The sequence below is a fragment of the Nitrospirillum pindoramense genome (assembly GCF_007827955.1).
In the GTDB taxonomy this organism is placed as follows: Bacteria; Pseudomonadota; Alphaproteobacteria; order Azospirillales; family Azospirillaceae; genus Nitrospirillum; species Nitrospirillum amazonense_B.
The window spans coordinates 395,880-410,423 of the sequence record NZ_VITR01000005.1; the positions used below are offsets into that span (position 1 = coordinate 395,880).

General features: G+C 64.3%; 11 protein-coding genes and 1 riboswitch. Of the genes, 7 read left to right on the forward strand and 4 right to left on the reverse strand.

Going from position 1 to position 14,544, the window contains the following annotated elements; translation table 11 throughout:
• The first annotated feature begins 5 nt into the window (after window positions 1–5).
• From FBZ90_RS10775 to FBZ90_RS10790, 4 genes are read left to right on the forward strand one after another with little or no spacing between them, the layout of a single operon-like run.
• A complete protein-coding gene (locus tag FBZ90_RS10775) occupies window positions 6–758 on the forward strand; it encodes an SDR family oxidoreductase (protein WP_145731877.1) in 753 nt (250 codons plus the stop codon).
• Window positions 758–1,729: an NAD-dependent epimerase/dehydratase family protein gene (locus FBZ90_RS10780; protein ID WP_145731880.1), complete on the forward strand. Its 972-nt coding sequence runs from the start codon at window positions 758–760 to the stop codon at window positions 1,727–1,729. Before FBZ90_RS10775 ends, FBZ90_RS10780 begins: the two co-directional genes overlap by 1 nt.
• Before the next feature lie 22 nt (window positions 1,730–1,751).
• A complete protein-coding gene (locus tag FBZ90_RS10785; RefSeq protein WP_145731882.1) occupies window positions 1,752–3,029 on the forward strand; it encodes an NAD(P)/FAD-dependent oxidoreductase in 1,278 nt (425 codons plus the stop codon).
• An 8-nt stretch (window positions 3,030–3,037) separates the two neighbouring features.
• Window positions 3,038–3,463: a GtrA family protein gene (locus FBZ90_RS10790; RefSeq protein WP_246130289.1), complete on the forward strand. Its 426-nt coding sequence runs from the start codon at window positions 3,038–3,040 to the stop codon at window positions 3,461–3,463.
• A gap of 22 nt (window positions 3,464–3,485) precedes the next feature.
• Here FBZ90_RS10790 and FBZ90_RS10795 read toward each other — a convergent pair whose 3' ends face one another.
• The gene (locus FBZ90_RS10795) at window positions 3,486–5,720 is read right to left on the reverse strand and encodes a hypothetical protein (RefSeq protein ID WP_145731884.1); all 2,235 of its coding nucleotides are present in this window, start codon (window positions 5,718–5,720) and stop codon (window positions 3,486–3,488) included.
• A gap of 1,194 nt (window positions 5,721–6,914) precedes the next feature.
• Here FBZ90_RS10795 and FBZ90_RS10800 point away from each other — a divergent pair.
• The 3 genes from FBZ90_RS10800 to FBZ90_RS10810 all read left to right on the forward strand — a co-directional run bounded on the left by FBZ90_RS10800 (window position 6,915) and on the right by FBZ90_RS10810 (window position 10,158).
• A complete protein-coding gene (locus tag FBZ90_RS10800; protein ID WP_246130293.1) occupies window positions 6,915–8,183 on the forward strand; it encodes a replication initiation protein in 1,269 nt (422 codons plus the stop codon).
• A gap of 141 nt (window positions 8,184–8,324) precedes the next feature.
• Window positions 8,325–9,311, forward strand: a complete 987-nt coding sequence (locus FBZ90_RS10805; RefSeq protein ID WP_276509090.1) for an AAA family ATPase — start codon at window positions 8,325–8,327, stop codon at window positions 9,309–9,311.
• Window positions 9,301–10,158: a ParB/RepB/Spo0J family partition protein gene (locus FBZ90_RS10810; RefSeq protein ID WP_186455724.1), complete on the forward strand. Its 858-nt coding sequence runs from the start codon at window positions 9,301–9,303 to the stop codon at window positions 10,156–10,158. Before FBZ90_RS10805 ends, FBZ90_RS10810 begins: the two co-directional genes overlap by 11 nt.
• Window positions 10,159–10,170: 12 nt before the next feature.
• Here FBZ90_RS10810 and FBZ90_RS10815 read toward each other — a convergent pair whose 3' ends face one another.
• From FBZ90_RS10815 to FBZ90_RS10825, 3 genes are all read right to left on the reverse strand, one after another.
• Window positions 10,171–11,529, reverse strand: a complete 1,359-nt coding sequence (locus FBZ90_RS10815; protein WP_420872593.1) for a voltage-gated chloride channel family protein — start codon at window positions 11,527–11,529, stop codon at window positions 10,171–10,173.
• 129 nt (window positions 11,530–11,658) lie between these two features.
• Window positions 11,659–11,741: riboswitch (Fluoride riboswitch) on the reverse strand.
• A 175-nt stretch (window positions 11,742–11,916) separates the two neighbouring features.
• Window positions 11,917–12,456, reverse strand: a complete 540-nt coding sequence (locus FBZ90_RS10820) for a MarR family winged helix-turn-helix transcriptional regulator (RefSeq protein ID WP_145731893.1) — start codon at window positions 12,454–12,456, stop codon at window positions 11,917–11,919.
• 171 nt (window positions 12,457–12,627) lie between these two features.
• Window positions 12,628–14,526: a feruloyl-CoA synthase gene (locus FBZ90_RS10825; protein WP_211101985.1), complete on the reverse strand. Its 1,899-nt coding sequence runs from the start codon at window positions 14,524–14,526 to the stop codon at window positions 12,628–12,630.
• Between the last annotated feature and the right edge of the window lie 18 nt (window positions 14,527–14,544).

A 14,544-nucleotide genomic window follows, 5' to 3' on the forward strand; every position in this document is an offset into this window, starting at 1 on the left:
ACGAGATGACCGGACAGAACGTGGTGATCCTGGGGGCGACCTCCGCCGTGGCCGAGCGCTATGCCCGGCTGCACGCCGCGCGCGGTGCCCGCTTGGTGCTGGCCGGCCGCGACGCCAAGCGGCTGGCGGCCATTGCCGCGGATTTGAAGGCGCGGGGGGCAGCGGACGCCCAAGTGGCCCTGGTGGATCTCGCCCTGCCCCAAGATGGCTTCGACGCCGCGTGGACGGCGATGTCGGCGAAGCTGGAAGACAGGGTGGATACCGTCCTGGTGGCCTATGGCATCCTGGGCGACCAGAAGGCGGCCGAGAGAGACATCACCGAGATGACCCGCCAGTTGACCACCAACATGACCAGCGCCTGCGCCTGGCTGACGGTCGCGGCCAACTACCTGGAGCGCCAAGGCGAGGGTACGTTGATCGCCATAGCGTCGGTCGCCGGTGATCGTGGCCGCCAGTCCAACTATGTCTATGGTGCCGCGAAGGGCGGCTTGGCCCTGTTCGCGCAAGGCATGGCCCACCGCTTCGCCGGCACGAAGGTGAAGGTGCTGACGGTGAAGCCCGGCTTCATCGACACACCCATGACCGATGGTCTGGCCAAGGGCGGACCGTTGTGGGCCACGCCTGAGAAGGTGGCGGCAGACATCGACACGGCGGCCACCAAGGGCGCCACGACCCTCTACACCCCCTGGTTCTGGATGGGCATCATGATGATCATCCGCAACCTGCCCGGAGCCATATTCAACCGGATGAAAATCTAATGGCGGATGAAACCCTGATGCCCAGCCGCACCGACAAGTCCACGGGCAAGATCGTCATCACCGGCGCCGCCGGCCTGGTGGGCCAGAATCTGGTGGTCCGCTTGAAAGACGCCGGCTACACCAACATCGTCTGCATCGACAAGCATCCGTCGAACACCCCGGCGCTGGCGCGCATGCACCCGGACCTGACCGTGATCAAGGCCGACTTGGCCCATGAGGACGGCTGGCAGGACAGTTTGAAGGGTGCCGCCACCCTGATCCAGATGCACGCCCAGATCGGCGGCCTGGATTGGGCGGAGTTCGAGGACAACAACATCACCGCGACGGAACGGGTGCTGGCCGCCATGCAAGCGGCCGGTGTCCCCTACCTGATCCACGCCAGTTCCTCCGTCGTGAACTCCATGGCGGTGGATTTCTACACCGAAAGCAAGAAGGCGCAGGAAAAGCTGGTGGATGCCTGCCCCATCCCCCACGTCACCCTGCGCCCCACCCTGATGTTCGGCTGGTTCGACCGCAAGCACCTGGGTTGGCTCGCCCGCTTCATGCAAAAGGTGCCGGTCTTCCCCATTCCCGGATCCGGCCGCTACATCCGCCAGCCGTTGTATGTGGGGGATTTCAGTGCCATCATCATCGCCTGCCTGGAAGGCCGGCGCACCGGTACCTATGACATCTCGGGCCAGCAAAAGATCACCTACATCGAGCTGATCCGCGCCCTGCGCAAGGCGGTGGGCGCCAAGACACCGTTGCTGCGCATCCCCTATGCCCTGTTCCACGCGCTGCTGTCGGTCTACGCCCTGGTCGATCGCAACCCGCCCTTCACCACCAAGCAGCTGAAGGCCCTGGTTACCCCCGACGAATTCATCGTCATCGACTGGCCCGGCATCTTCGGCGTGCGCTCCACCCCCCTGGACGAGGCACTGTCCGTCACCTTCAACGACCCGCGCTACGCCGGCGTCGTCCTCGACTTCTGATTTTCCCGAAGGGTTTCCCGCAATGGCTAAACTTGCCGTCATCGGCGCCGGCGCCATGGGCCTGGCCGCCGCCCATTATGCCCTGAAGGCCGGCCATGAAGTGGCGGTCTACGAGGTCGACACCCAGCCCGGCGGCATGGCGGCGCACTTCGATTTCGGCGGCCTCAGCATCGAGCGCTATTACCATTTCATCTGCAAGTCGGACCAGCCGACCTTCGACCTGCTGGCGGAGCTGGGCATCGCCGACACGCTGAAATGGCGCACCACCTCCATGGGCTATTTCATCGACGGCAAGCATTACCGCTGGGGCGATCCGCTGGCCCTGCTGTCCTTCCCCCTGTTGGGGCCGATCGACAAGCTGCGCCTGGGCCTGCAGATGTTCCTGACCACCAAGGCGCGCGACTTCCAATCCATCGAGCATCTGGACGCCGCCACCTGGTTCAAGCGCGGTGCCGGCGAGAAGCCGTTCAACATGCTGTGGAAGCGGTTGCTGGACCTGAAGTTCTTCGAATTCGCCGATAACGTCTCGGCCAGCTGGATCGCCACCCGCATTCGTCGCATCGGCAACTCACGCCAGTCTCTGATGAAGGAACAGCTGGGGTATCTGGAGGGCGGGTCCGAAACCCTGGTCCAGGCCCTGGCCGCCGACATCGCCCGGCGGGGCGGCAGCCTACATCTGGGCGCCAAGGTGGAGGAGATCGTGGCCGAGGGCGGCCGGGTTACCGGCGTGCGCACGGCGCAAGGATTCTTCCCCGCCGACGCCGTCATCTGCACCGTGCCCACGCCCTACGTGGCGGGCCTCGTCCCGGCCTTCACCCAGTCCACCAAGGACAAGTACGACGCCATCAAGAACATCGGCGTGGTCTGCGTCATGCTGAAGCTGAAGCGTCCTGTCACGCGGCACTTCTGGCTGAACGTGAACGACCCGACGATGGAGATCCCCGGCATCATCGAGTTCTCCAACCTGCGGCCCCTGCCCGATACGGTGGTCTACATCCCCTACTACATGCCCCACAGCCACCCCAAGTGGGGCTGGACGGATGCCGATTTCGTGGCGGAGACGATGGCCTGCGTGCGGCGCCTGAACCCAGCCCTGACCGACGCCGACCTGATCGACACCCATGTCGGGCGCCTGCGCTATGCCCAGCCGGTATGCGAGCCCGATTTCCTGGACAAGCTGCCACCGGTGCAGACCGAGGTCGCCGGCCTGCAGGTGGCGGACACCTGCTACTACTACCCCGAGGATCGGGGCATCGCGGAAAGCATCCGCTTCGCCAAGCGCATGGTGGACGCGCTGTGAGCCCTGCGATGGAAAAGCGCCCCGCGTCACCCGTGGACAGGCTGATGGCCAGTGAATTCGCCCGCTTCCTGCTGGTGGGGGGCTTTTCCGCCGGCGTCAACGTGGTCTCCCGGTATCTGCTGAACCGGTTCATGCCGTTCGAGATCGCGGTGCTGGTGGCCTACCTGTTCGGCATGGTGACCGCCTACCTGCTGTCCCGCCGCTTCGTGTTCGAAGCGTCGGGGCGCAAGGCGCACGAGGAATTCATCCGCTTCTGCCTGGTGAACGCCGTGGCGGCGGCACAGGTCTGGCTGGTCAGCGAAGGGCTGGCCCGTCTAGCTTTCCCGGCGGCGGGCCTGACCTGGCACGCCGAGGACATTGCCCACATCATTGGCGTGCTGTCCCCGGTCGTGACCAGTTATTTCGGCCACCGGCACTTTTCATTCCGGAAGTAAGCCCCCGCCGCCACGACGGTCGTCAGGGGCCAGCAGACCGTTCATGAAGAGCGCCGACGGCAAACCATTGCCCCCAGCCACCTCCCTGGTCCCGGAAGGCCAGCACCATGGGCTTGCCGACCGCTGTTTCCGGTATCTGCAGGTCCATGGCCGTCCACATGGTGGAAACTTCGAAAGAATACCGGGCGACCTCCGCCCCCGTGGCCTCATCGATCAACACCACCATCAGCCCCTCCGTACGGGGGCCGGTCACGATCGGGAAGATAATGTGGGATTTGGGCGGCACGAAAGGCCCAAAGCGCAGCTCTCCCATATTATTGTCGGCGCCACTCCAGGAACCGTAAATAGGGTCAGGCACCGGCGCCGGGCCGGCGACAGCGTTCTGACCATCCCTGGTCCAACCCCCAGCCACGGTGGGCGCCCCAGGCACAACGATGGGCGCCCCAAGAGCATTCAGGGGAACATATCCTGACAATACGGCAGTTGTGATTGCCCCTGCTACCTTGCAAGCCCGATGGTGGGGAAGCATGGCATAAGCGTTCACCGGCTGATTGGCTGAGGCCTTCAGGAAGCCCTGCCAACCGACGGCGTCACTAGTCACCTGGGACAGCGCCTGAGGAACGTCCTTGCGGTCCCAGCCGCCGCCAGCGAAGCCCTGGATGGTGCCGGCGCCATCCGTGAACACCAAGCGATCGGCCGCGCTTCCATCAACCGTCACCCAAGCCCAGCCAGCCGTGACAAAGCTGGCCTGGTTGTCGGCGGAAGACAGCATGATCAACCTGTCGATGGAGCCTGTGCACGAATTATCGGGTAGCACCGTGGCGATTTCCGCCAGGTTCTGCCCCAGAACGCGATTCGCCTCATCAGCGAAAACGCTGAGATGTCGCTCACGCAGAAACGGCAATTGTTCGATGATGGTCCGGTCCACCGGATAGACGGCCCTGTAGCTGTCCGAGTCCTGAACCTGGCTGAGGAAGGCATCGCGCGCCCGGGCACGAATAAGCGCCTGGGTTCCCGCATCCCGCAATCCGTCCAAATGGCCACGGACAGAACTCGTGGCCACCAAGGCTGCGATTACCCCTACGATGATGGATAAGGCCCTGATGGCGCCTCCCTGGACCCGCAGCGGTATCCAGTAAAACAAATGGGCAACCCAAAAGATGGATACGGGCGTGACATAGCGGCTGGACAGCGACTGTCCCAAACCGAAGGTGATGCGCCCCAGCGCGGTCACCATGGCGGTGCCGGTAATGAACAGGATGACCGCCAGCAAGCTGACCCGCGCAACCTCCTGGTCCCGTCCCAATACCGTCCGCCCCAGAGCCCCCAAGCTCAACAATAATCCAACAGCACCGAACCCGACGACAACCGTATATGGCTCCGCCCTACCGTTGCTGTCCAGGAACACCGTTACATTGCCCAGGTATCCGCAAACATATCGGACATACTCGACCGGATGCTGTAGCGAATAAATGTACGGCGAATGCCCCTCCACAGGGTGGAAATGCAGAAAATACGACAGGGCAAGCGTGACGGCGCAAAACACTGTGGCGATAACGCTGACCCGACCGACCCTTAGGAAAAGCGCCATAGGTATAAGAAGCATCGGGGCCAGCACACCGTTGGAAAGCGTATAGGTGCTGACAAACGCACAACCATATGCCGCCGCGCGGTACCCCCAGGGGGACCGGCCAGCCCGCTCGCGTTCGACTGACAGGCCAAAGAAAAAGAACGTCGCTGTCGCTGCCGCAGTGATTCCGAAAAATTGGACCTGAAATCCCCATAGGAAATTCTCGTACTGGTCCAATGAAAAGATCATTGCCGCTGCGATCGAAACCAGCGAGACGAAGACGAACCAGTTGCGCTCCATCTTTTTATAAAGAGCGCCTAACAAGAAGAGTGCACAAGCTTGAATTAGGATATTGGCTGTAAAATCGACTGCATTATTCGATTTTGAAATGAAATAATCGAGAAAGAAAATCAATCGAGGGAAAAATATACGATGTTCGTTATGTTGATTGAAGAGATCAAATAAATGTAGGTCGCCGTCAGCAAACTTCCGAATATAAATTAGATCTGCCCATTGATCCCAATACAATACGGCGCTTCCGAAATGGATTAATGCCCAAATCGTAGATGTTAATATTGAACAACCAAATATTAAAAAAGGTGATGTAATTATAAACCGAGAAATATTATAAATTGACGAAGAACGTCTTGTTATATTATTGGCGAATTCATTGAAAATCATAGGCATTGTTAACCCCACTCAATTCCCACCGTCGAGCAACGGAACCAGCTTATCCACCACGACGCCGGAAAGTTCAAGCGCCGCCATACCGCGTTGCACCAATCGAAGCCCCGCAGAAAGCTCCGTCCTCCGCGCGAATTCGGAAGCGATGACCGACTAAGCGGCAGACCGCGGCGCACCAACTAAGCCCCTAGGACGCAACTGGGGACAGTAAATGCCAAAAGGCCATGTAAGGATCAGAATCGCGATCTGTCTGGAAGCGGAGGCCATCCTTACTCCTCGGGGGAAGCGGAACCAACGCAGAGACTCGGACATAGCTTTTCATCCTTACTCCCCGGGGGCGAGTCGCGGCCGGAGGGGTGTCGAGCAGTCTTTGTCACAAGGACCGTCGGATATCCTTACCCCCTGGGGGCTTGCGACTCCTTGAGTTTCCGAGCACGGACCCGTCTTTCCTTACCGCCTGGGGGCCCACCGGGCCGTGTTGCGTCCCTGATGCCGGTCGAAAGTCCAAAAAGCGGTCCCTTCACCAGCCATTTCAGTCGCTTATCGGCTCGCTTGTCGGCGAGTGACCGTTTGCGCACTCCCCCAAGCTGTAAGGATCTACATTATCCCGCCCCCAGGCGGTAAGGATGTCGCCTTCACGGCACCGAGACGGGCATTGCGCGCGCCCCAGCAGGTAAGGATGGCTCTGCTATACGCATCCGCCGAATGATTTGGGCGGACTGCCCGTGCCTGTCCTTACATCGACGAGTCGCGGAAACTGGGGGATAAGGGCATACAGGGGCGGCCCTTGGTTGACCGTTTTACCCCCAAAACGAACGGTTATTTTTAGTGTTCCCTTTCAAAAAGGATTCTAGGACGCGCAAACCCTGGCAAACCCTGGGGTTTTGCGACCTTATGCTTACCAGCTGGGGGCGACATCCCTACCGGTCGGGGCGAGTCGCCTGCCGCCCCAGGGCGTAAGGGGCGGCGTTGATATCGCCCCCGGGGAGTAAGGAACTGGGAAATAAGGCGTTTCCACCCTTTCCTTACTTGCAGCCCATGTAAGGAAGCCCCTACAGTGCGGCCATTCGTTCACGGGATGATGGCATGGCGCGCAAAAGCGATAAACCGGTCTTGAGGCCGTCGGTCTCAACGCCGACGGGGCCTGCGGCTGACCGCTTGGTGTCGCCCGCGATGGCCGCGACCAGGGACGCCGTCATGCCGTACCGGCCCCAGGACGTCGCGGGACCGGGCATCGTCATCGACATGGACCCCGATGGTGGGTTGGACACCTCCGTGCCGGCGTTGGCGGAGGAGAACGCGCTGGGCCTGACGGCCAAGGTGGCGGCGACGACGTTCGAGCGGGACGGCTACAAGCATCTGATCAAGGCGGCGGAGGCGGTGTATTCCTACCCCGCCAATGGCTCGCGCCTGTCCCTGCCCGCGCAAAAGATGCTGAACTTCATGATCCATCTGGCCGGAAGCCAGAACTTCGCCAACAAGCTCTACCGACTGCCCAAGAAGGTCGTGCGCGGCAACCACAAGGGCAACGAGCGTATTTTCGACGCCGTGAAGGAAATCTACGAATCCAGCCTGGTGGTCATCGGCCCCTTCCGGGGACGCCGGTCGCGTGCCGAGCTGCGCATCCTCAGCAGCTATGTCCGGCCGGAGGAGGAGATCGAAAGCGACAGCGCCGACATCCACTTCCAGTTCACCGACGCCTTCCTGGAATTGCAGCGCGCCTCCAAGCTGTGGGCGCGGCTCTCGGGCCCGGCCATGGTGAAGGTCACCAGCACCTACGCGCTGAAGCTCTATGAGATCGGCATGCAGCGCTATCAGATGGATTTCCCGTCCCTGGCGCTGGATATCGACACGTTGCGCCGCCTGCTGAACGTGCCGGAGGGGGCTTACAAGGATTTCGGCATCCTGCGCACACGCACCATCGACCGCGCCATCGCCGAGGTGAACCAGCTGGCGCCCTTCCGGGTCGAGATGCCGGACGCCAAGATGGTCCGCCGGGGCCGCAAGGTGGAGGAAGTCACGCTGGACTTCTTCGCCAAGGATGAGGATGAGGTGGCTGACACCTTTCTGGAACGAGAGCGCCACAGCGTGGGCCGTCGCGCTCGGCGCACCGGCAAGGTGGAAAAGCTGGAGCCGGCGGTGATCGAGGCACCTCCCCCCCTGCCCGACGCGGATGATGCCAACGCCCTGTGGGCCGCCGCCCGGCACGCGCTGCTGGCCAAGAATGTTCCGGCGCCACTGTTGCGCGACCTGGAGGTGGAGCGCATTGAGGAAACCGCGCGGGGCGAGCGTCGCCTGGTGCTGTTGGCCGGCCACCCCGCCACGGCGCAGACCGCGCGCATGAACCATGAGGCCAGCATCCGCGGGGTCCTGATATCGCTGACATCCGGCACCATCAATGGCGTCGACATAAAGGCGCCCCCGCGCCGTAAGGACAAGGGCGTGGACCCCGCCCCCATGGCGTAAGGGTGCGGGACCGCGCAGCAGTTGCGACGTCGCAACCCGTGCCGTGACGTTGACGTAACACAACACCCCTTGTTGACATGATTTGACCGACATTCGTATGCTGCGGCAACTGAATCGGCCTCGACACGGGAAGGACAAGCCATGGATGGCGCCGCATTGCGTAGCGCGCGGGAAGCGCGGGGCGAGACCCAGCAGACCTTCGCCGATTGGCTGAACGCCAGTCTGGGCCGGAAGTATGACAAGGGCCGTATCAGTCGCTGGGAAACCGGCGGGGAGAAGATTCCCCAGGCCGTCATCGACCTGTTGACCCCGCGCCGCCGCGCTCGCCAGACGGCCACCATCATCGCCTTGTCCAACCAGAAGGGCGGCGTGGGCAAGACCAGCGCCTCCGTCAACATTTGCGCCGCCCTGGCGGCCCTGGGCCAACGTGTCTTGTTGGTGGACGCCGATCCCCAGGCCAGCGCCACGGTGCACCTGGGCATCAGCCAGGCCGACATGTCGGAGGCGGGCAAGACCACCTATCACGTCATGTTGAAGGACCAGGCCACGGGCCAGGCGGCCGTGCCGGTGTGCGAGGGCCGCTTCCACCTGCTGCCCAGCACCATCCTGTTGTCGGCGGCGGAGACGGAACTGATCGCCGAGCCCATGGGCACCCTGGTGCTGCGCGAACGGCTGGCCATGGTGCGCCGGGCTTATGACTACATCCTGATCGACTGCCCGCCGCACCTGGGCATGCTGACCCTGAACGCGTTGGCGGCCGCCGACGGTGTGCTGATCCCCGTGCAGACGGAGATGCTGGCCCTCATGGGGGTGCCCCTGCTGCTGGACACCATCAGCAAGGTGCGCCGCCGCGGCAATCCCGACCTCAGCGTCATCGGCATCCTGCCCACCATGTATACCGCCCGCCACACCCAGGATCGCGCCACGCTGGCCGATCTGGAGGCGCGGTTCGGCGGCGCCATCCGCATTTTCACGCCGGTGCCGCGCGCCACCATCTTCCCCCAGTCCGTGGCCGCCGGGCAGCCCACCATCGATGTGGCATCAGACCCCGCAACCGTGGCACCTTTCCGCGAGGTTGCCCAAGCCTTGCTTGAGGCGGATGGAGAGGACGTTGCCCATGTCGCGTAAACTGGCCCGCAGTAATCCCGCCCTGGCGGCGACGGCGGCCAGCCTGTTGCCCGCCACGTCCAAGCCACTGAACAAGCTGTACGGCACGTCGGAGGACTTCCCGGAGCTGGTGGAACTGGACCTGGACCAGGTGTTCCCCAACCCCGATCAGCCGCGCCGTCACTTTGATGAGACCGCGTTGCGCGAACTGGCGGACAGCATCGGCGCGCAGGGACTGATCCAGCCCATCGTCGTGCGCAAGCGGACGGAGGGCGGCTATCTCATCGCCGCCGGCGAACGCCGTTGGCGCGCCCATCGCCTGCTGGGCAAGGCCACCATCTTCGCCATCGTCACCCAGGGTGGGCTGGATGAGATCGCCTTGATCGAGAACCTCCAGCGCCAGGATTTGGACACGCTGGAGGTGGCCCGGGGCCTGAGCCGTCTGGGTGAGACGCACCGCTATACCCAGGACCAGTTGGCGGGAGCCGTCGGCCTGAGCAAGTCCGAGGTGTCGCGCCTGTTGGCCCTGGTGCGGCTGCCGGAGGGCATCCTGGCCGAATATCCCGAATATCGTGACCAGGTGACCAAGAGCCATCTGTTCATCCTGGCGGATGCCGAGGATGACGCGGCACGTTACCGGCTGTGGGAACTGATCAAGGGTGGCGCCACCATCAAGGCCTTGCGCGCCGCCAACAAGCCGACCGAGCCGCAAGCGCCATCCGCCAAGGCGGCGCTGCCGGCCGGTCGGCTGATCACGCGCATGGAGCGGGACTTGGCCCAGGTCGCGGTCGGACCCTCCGGGTTGGCGCCGGAGGATCGTCAGCGGCTGGAGCGGCTGCGTCTCCGCTTGGATGAACTTCTCCGTTAAACCGGACTGCGGTCAGGTCGTGATACCTGGCCGCATCTTTCCATGATTGCGACGTCGCAATTGCCGCTTCAGCAGGACGCGAAACCGCCGACCCAAAGTGGCCGGGGCCAGGGGCAATTCCCGGGCCTGCCTCAGCGTACCCCCAAGCGGTAAGGATGCTGCCAAGCCCACCTTGGGCACGGCCACGCGTTGCGACAGATAGATGCCGGAATGGCCGCTGAAGGCGTAGGCCACGAAGCAGGCGACGGCGATATAGGGGGTGTGTGCCGCGCCGAACAGCTCTATCCCCATCAGGGTGCAGGCCAGCGGCGTATTGGCCGCGGCGGCGAACAGGCCGACAAAGCCCAGCCCGGCCATCAGGTCCAGCGGGGCATTCAGCACGCCGGCCAGGGCATGCCCCAGGGCCGCGCCAATGAAGAACAGAGGCGTCACTTCACCCCCCTTGAAGCCGGTGGCCAGGGTGACGACGGTGAACAATGCTTTCCACAGCCAGCTGAAGGGACGATAGGGCGGCTGGAACAGGCCAGGCAGGGTGACCGCGCCCGGATCGGCGGACCAGACGCCCAGGCCCAAATAATCCCGTGTGCCCAGCACCTGGACCAGGGCGATCAGCAGCAGGCCGCCCAGCACCGGGCGCAGCAGCGGGTGCGGGCAAAGACGCCGGACCAGGGCACCGGCGGCGTGCAGGGTTTCCGAGAAAGCCAGTCCGGCCAGTCCGAGAATGACCGCCGCCGCCGTCACCTTGGCGAGAAGCCAGCCCTGGATATGAAAGCCGGCGTCACCGGCGGCGATGGCGTACGAAGTGTGTTCGATGCCCCACGCATGGCAGGTCCAGTCGCCCACCAGAGCGGCGATGAGACAGGGCAGCAGCGCCTCATACCGCACCTGACCCAGGCTCAGCACCTCCAGCGCGAAGATGGCGCCGGCGATGGGTGTGCCGAAGACCGCGCCAAAGCCCGCGGCCACGCCGGCCATCAGCACCAGCCGGCCTTCCGCCGCAGAGAGCCTCATCAGTCGGCTGAACCCGCTGGCCAGGCTACCGCCGAGTTGCACCGCCGTGCCCTCCCGCCCGGCGGAGCCGCCGAACAGGTGGGTGACCACGGTGGCGACCAGGATCAGCGGCGCCATGCGCAAGGGCACACCGGCCCCGGGCTGGTGGATCTGGTCGACGATCAGGTTGTTGCCGCCATCGGCCCGCCCGCCGAAGCGGCCATAAACCCAGACGATGGCGACCCCGGCCAGGGGCAGGGCGTAGAGCAGGGCAGGATGGTCGAAGCGCAGCCGCGTCGCCCGGTCCAGGCTCCATAGGAACAGGGCGCAGGCGCTGCCGATTGTGGCGGCGACCGGGCCGATCAGGCATAGCCATTTCATCAGGGCGCGCGTTTGCGCGGCCCACGAAGCCAACAGGCGGCGGGGAAGCATCGAGGAAACCCGGGATGTGGTGAGGTAAGGATGGGGCGCGGACACTGCAGATGGACTCCGACCGTCAGGTGACAAACACCGAAGGTAGGAATCATCAGCCCCAGGGCGGGGCGGTTCGGCCGCGGGGCGCGGCCAGGCAGAAATCCATTGCCGGGGTCAGCTATTACGGGCGCCCATGCCGTCTGTCAACAGCGATCGTGGGACGAGGGGCAATCCGATTCGCGTACGGTCAGGCGATATCGAATCGGTTGTTCTTTGCCGATTCGTTGATATTTTAGGGCCAGAAAGAAAGCTAAAGCCGGTTTAACCTGCGCCGTTGCCCGAGTCGGGCTGACATCACAGCAGGCGGACCTTGTTCAGCAGCGCCAGCAGTTGGCTCTGCTCCTCCGCCGTCAGTACGGAGGAAACCTTGGCTTCCTGTTCTTCCACCAGGCTTTCGGCATGGGCCAGCAGGTCTTGCCCTGCCTCCGACAGGCTCAGCATCTGCACGCGGCGGTCCTGGCGGCCGCGCACGCGCTTGAGCAAGCCGCGGTTGGCCAGGCGATCCACCAGATGCGCCATGTTGGGCGGGGCGATTTCCAGGACTTCGCCCGCCTGACGTTGGTTGACGCCCTTGTTCACGCTCACCAGGCTGAGCAGAGAGAACTCCGCCAGCGTGAGTTGGCAGGGGGCCAGATGCTCCAGCACCAGGCGCCGGACCAGGGTTTCCGCCCGCGACAGGTTGAAACCCACGAACCGCTCCAGCTTGGAGCAATCCAGCGTCGTTTCGACCTTGCCCACGGCGGGCAGGGCCTCATCCGGGCCGTCCTCGGCCCGCGCGGGGGCATCTAGGGTCAGGTCATCGGAGGCGGATTTATGGTTCTTCAGGGCCGGCATGGGGGCGGTCTCAAAAAGCGGGGCGGGCGTTGCGGCGTGGCGCGAATGATCGGTTCCAGGCCCTTATATCAGCCGCGACGGCGCAGCCGATAGTATTGGTTAAATTATCCTGTTAATTGTCATGCCCGTCCAGGGAAACCACCATTCGTCGTGCTGGCCGCGAGGGTATGCTCATGAAGATGGGGCCGGGCGGTATATCCCTGGCGCGGTGCCCTGGTACAGGGCGTCGACCAAGGCCGCACGTTGGGTCAGCACCATGCGCTGGTTGATGGACCGCTTGTCCGTGACCTCACCCTTGTCCAGGGATGGCGCGTCCGCCAGCACCAGCGCGCGGGCCACACGGTTGGCGCTGCCGGTGGCGGTGGCCGCCAAGCGATCCACCAGGGCTTGGAACTGCCGGCGGACCGGGAGCGCAGCCAGAATGTCGCCAATCGGCGTCCCGGCGGGCAGGGCGGCCAGATCGGCGCAGGCCTCGACATTGGGGAAAATCAGCAAGCCCAGGTCGTCGCGCTCGGGGGCGGCGATCACCACGTCCTGGACATAGGGGGCGCCCTCCGTGATCACGCGGGCGCGCAGGGGGCCGACATTGACGAAGGTGCCGGAGGAGAGCTTGAAGTCCTCCGTCAGGCGGCCGTCGAAGACCAGGCCCAATTCCGGCCGCATCGGGTCCAGCCAACGCACGCCATCGCCGGTGCGGTAATAGCCGTCCTCGTCGAACGCCGCCGCCGTGCGATCCGGCGCCCGCCAATAGCCGGGCATGACGTGGGGCCCGGCGAAGCGTGCCTCAAGCTTGTCCCCGACGGGCACCAGCTTGACGGCGCAGCCGGGCGCGGGCAGCCCGACATAACCCGCCTGCAGCAAGGCGCCGGCGCTGCCACCCAGGGAAAAGCCGCCGGTGGTGAACAGGCAGGAGGGGGAGGTTTCCGTCATGCCCAAGCCAGCGAAGACGGGGATACGGGCACCGCAGTGCGCCTCGGTCACCCTGTCCAGCCGGTCCCAGGCCGCCTGCGACAGGCCGGCGCCCCCGAAAAAGAACATACGCATGCGGGCATAGAAGGAGTGACGCAGTTCCGCGTCCTCTTCCAGCGCGGCCGTCAAATCCTCCCACCCCTTGGGCACGTTGAAATGCACCGTGGGGGAGATGTCACGCAGATTGCGCAGGGTTTCGGCGAAGTGCTGCTGCGTCGGCTTGCCATCGTCGATGTAGTAGCTGCCGCCGTTGTAAAGGGCGATGCCGACATTGTGGCTGCCGCCATAGGTATGGTTCCAGGGCAGCCAATCCACGATCACCGGCGGCTCTTCCCCGAACACGGGGAAGCTTTGCAGCAGCATCTGCTGGTTGGCGCACAGCATGCGCTGGGTGGTGGTGACGGCCTTGGGCGTGCTGGCGGAGCCGGAGGTGAACAGGAATTTCGCCACCGTGTCCGGCGTCAGGGCCTGGTAGACGGCATCCACGGTGGTGGGCACGGTCGCCAGCAGGTCCGCCAGCGGCGTGACGGCGCGGTGGGGCAATGACCCGGATGACGCCACGGTCTCCACATCCGCCGGCACCACCGCGGCGATGGCGGCGGCGTAAGCCGGGGCCTTGTCGACGAAGACCAGGCCGGGCGTCACCGTCTCCATGACCAGCCGCAGTTTCTGGAAGTCGCGCGACAGCAGGGAGTAGCCGGTGGAGACGGGGCAATGCGGCACGCCGGCGTAAAGCGCCCCGGCGGCGACGCGCAAATGGTCCACGCTGTTGCCGGACAGGATGGCCACCGGCCGGTCCGCCGACAAGCCGCGATCCAGCAGGGCTTGGCCGATGGCGCGGGCGTCGGCCAGCATGCCGCCGTAGCTGATGCGCCGCCATTCCCCGTCCGGCCCCCGCTGGGCCACCAGGGTGCGGCCCGGATCGGTGGCCGCCACGGCTTCCAGCCGTTCCAGCAAATGCCGGGGGTAGGGGGCAAGGTCGTCCGCGCAGTGCAGATGCCAGACGCCGCCGGGTTCCTGGCGCAGCCTTACCGGCAGGGGGTTCACCGATACCGCCCGATAGCGCGCATCGGCAGAGGAAGGGGAGGCCGCACGGGTCACTTTGCCTGATCTCCGATG

Bases quoted from the DNA above. Each gene is read 5' to 3' on its own strand.
- FBZ90_RS10775 (WP_145731877.1), top strand. From the start codon at position 6: ATGACCGGACAGAACGTGGTGATCCTGGGGGCGACCTCCGCCGTGGCC.
- FBZ90_RS10780 (WP_145731880.1), top strand. From the start codon at position 758: ATGGCGGATGAAACCCTGATGCCCAGCCGCACCGACAAGTCCACGGGC.
- FBZ90_RS10785 (WP_145731882.1), top strand. From the start codon at position 1,752: ATGGCTAAACTTGCCGTCATCGGCGCCGGCGCCATGGGCCTGGCCGCC.
- FBZ90_RS10790 (WP_246130289.1), top strand. From the start codon at position 3,038: ATGGAAAAGCGCCCCGCGTCACCCGTGGACAGGCTGATGGCCAGTGAA.
- FBZ90_RS10795 (WP_145731884.1), bottom strand. From the start codon at position 5,720: ATGCCTATGATTTTCAATGAATTCGCCAATAATATAACAAGACGTTCT.
- FBZ90_RS10800 (WP_246130293.1), top strand. From the start codon at position 6,915: ATGCCGTACCGGCCCCAGGACGTCGCGGGACCGGGCATCGTCATCGAC.
- FBZ90_RS10805 (WP_276509090.1), top strand. From the start codon at position 8,325: ATGGATGGCGCCGCATTGCGTAGCGCGCGGGAAGCGCGGGGCGAGACC.
- FBZ90_RS10810 (WP_186455724.1), top strand. From the start codon at position 9,301: ATGTCGCGTAAACTGGCCCGCAGTAATCCCGCCCTGGCGGCGACGGCG.
- FBZ90_RS10815 (WP_420872593.1), bottom strand. From the start codon at position 11,529: ATGAAATGGCTATGCCTGATCGGCCCGGTCGCCGCCACAATCGGCAGC.
- FBZ90_RS10820 (WP_145731893.1), bottom strand. From the start codon at position 12,456: ATGCCGGCCCTGAAGAACCATAAATCCGCCTCCGATGACCTGACCCTA.